Source organism: Antarctobacter aquimaris (assembly GCF_900184945.1).
GTDB classification, from domain to species: Bacteria; Pseudomonadota; Alphaproteobacteria; order Rhodobacterales; family Rhodobacteraceae; genus Maliponia; species Maliponia aquimaris.
The window spans coordinates 1-2,575 of record NZ_FXYF01000039.1; the positions used below are offsets into that span (position 1 = coordinate 1).

At 71.6% G+C, this 2,575-nt stretch carries 1 protein-coding gene; it reads right to left on the bottom strand.

Annotation, left to right across the window (positions count from 1 at the left end; translation table 11 throughout):
* Positions 1-13 precede the first annotated feature (13 nt).
* Entirely contained in the window at positions 14-2,527 is a 2,514-nt protein-coding gene (locus MAA8898_RS25520) for a cation:proton antiporter (protein WP_094023823.1), read from the bottom strand.
* Between the last annotated feature and the right edge of the window lie 48 nt (positions 2,528-2,575).

A 2,575-nucleotide genomic window follows, 5' to 3' on the forward strand; every position in this document is an offset into this window, starting at 1 on the left:
CGCCTCCTCCGGCTCAGCCGGAGGTTTTGGTGTCTGTGAGGATGAGTGATGGGTCGATGCCGCGTTTTTCGGCGCTGGCGCGGACGGCGTCGCGGAGCGCTGCGCTGCGGTTCAGCAGGCGGCGAAAGCGCGTCTCGTCGAGCACCAGCAGCGTCGAGGGCGCGATGGCGCGCACCTCGGCGCGCGGGTTGCGTTTCGTCAGCACCGCCATCTGCCCGAACATCTCGCCGCGGCCCAGCCGCCAGGTCTGGCCGCCGGCCTCCAGTTCGACCGCGCCCGAGGCGATGAAGTACACGCTGCGCGGCGGGCTGTCCTTGTCGATCACCACCTCGCCGGCGTTGGCATAGCGGGTGCCCATCGCCCGCCCGAGCCGTTTCAGCGCCGCCGCGTCCAGATCCCTTAGCAGCGGCAGCTGGCGCACCAGGTCGCCGCGCTGCATCGCAAGATCCAGCGGCGGGCGCAGCTCTTCGGCCGCGCGCCGCGCCGCGAGGTCCTGCATCAGCGCGGTAAACACCTCCTCGCCGATCAGCCCGTCCTCGCGCATGGCGGCGTATTCGCGCTCTTCCAGCCGCAGGGCGGTGCGCCGGATGAAGCGCCGCTCCAGTTCCTCGGCATAGCCGGGGTATTGCAGCCGCAACCCGTCCAGCGCCGTCTCCACCGTCTCGATCCGGCGGCCCAGCAGCTCCTGCAGCAGGTCGGCCACCCGGCGCCCGTGGATCCGCTGGATGCGCCGGTCGATGAAGCCGCCGAGGTCGCGCAGGATCAGGCGCTGCGACAGCAGCAGCTCGAAGCGGTCCGCGGTCATGCTGGGCAGCGGGGCGGGCAGGCGCAGGCGGCCATGCAGGAACAGGGCCAGCCGCAGGGCCCGCCCGTAGGCGACGCTGCGCCGCGCCGCGCGCTGGTAGCCGCTGCGCCCCTGGGTGCGGGCCGCCTCGATCAGCCGGTCGGCGTCCGACAGCACCTGGTCGGCCATGCGGGCCGAGATCGTCCGTTCCTTGACCCGGGACAGGATGGTGTCGCGTTCATGGCCCGCCAGCGCGATCAGCCCCAGCGTGATGCGGTCGCGGTCGAGGATGTCGGCGCTGGCCTCGGCCGATTTCACCGCGACGTCCAGCCGCTCGCCAAAGCGCTTGGCCTCGGCGCGGGTGATGTCGTGGCTCAGCTCGTAGTTGCCGGCGGTCTCGGCCACGTCCTCGCGCACCGTCTGCAGCGCCACGGCGACCACCTGCCGCGACAGCGCCTGGTCGATCGCGGACAGCCGGTCCAGCCCCAGCCGGGTGATCACGCTGCGCAGCGTCGCGCCCTGCACGATCAGCGTGAACAGGGTAAAGCCGGTGGCCAGGATGCCGACCAGCCGCTTGGTCTCGAGCGGCACGCGGAAACTCTCGGTCACCGCCAGGGCCAGCGCCAGCGTCACCGCCCCGCGCAGCCCGCCCCACAGGATGGCGACGCGGTAGGGCCGTTCGACCGCGGGCGAGAGGCGCAGCAGGGTCAGCAGCGGCAGCAGGCCGAACAGGATCACCGCCCGGGCGGCGGCGGCGGCCAGCACCACCACCGCGACCAGCAGCAGGTCCGACAGCCTGACCTCTTCCAGCAGGCGCGGGATCAGCAGCGCCGCGAGGATGAAGATCAGCGCCCCGGCCCAATGCGCCAGGATGCCCCAGAGCTCGCGCAGGTTGGTCCAGGCCTGCGGCGGCAGGCGCCCCGGCGCCACCAGGTTGACGGTCAGCCCGGCCACCACCACCGCGATCACGCCCGAGGCGCCGACCGTCTGTTCCGCGCCGATGTAGGCGAGGTAGGGCAGCGCGACCGAGATCGAGATCTGCGCCAGCTCGTGCCGCCAGACCAGCGCCATGACCCAGACCGCCAGCCGCGCCGCCAGCCACCCGGTCAGCGCGCCGCCGGCGATCAGCAGCGGGAACTGCGCCAGCGCGTCGCCCAGGTCCGGATCGGGCACGCCCAGCATCACGAAGCCCATGAACAGGCCGAACAGCGCGATGGCGGCGGCGTCGTTCAGCAGGCTTTCGCCCTCGATGATCCGCGCCAGCCGGCGCGGCGCCGAGATCGAGCGGAAGATCGAGACCACCGCCGAGGGGTCGGTGGTCGACACGATCGCGCCGACCAGCAGGCAGGTCGCCAGCGGCAGGCCGCTGACCCAGGCCAGCGCATAGCCGACGCCCAGCGTGGCCACCACCACCGCGACCACGGCCAGCACCAGGATCGGCACCCAGTCGTCCAGCATCCGCCGCAGGTTCATCCCCAGCGTCGCCTGGAACAGCAGGGTCGGCAGAAAGACGTAGAGGAACACGTTCGATCGGATCGGCAGCCCGAGGATCGCCTCGGCCACCGGGTTCAGCGCGTCGGTCAGCTCGGTCTGGAGAAAGAAGATCGCCCCGGCGCCGATCAGCACGCCGATCACCGCCAGGATCACGCTGTAGGGCAGCCGCAACCGCGCCGCCAAAGGCTCGGCAACCCCGATGACCAGGAACAGCGACGCAATGATCGTGGTCGTGATGACGATGTCCACGACGATCACATGCCATCAGCAGAGGTCAAGGGCCGGGCACGGTCGGGC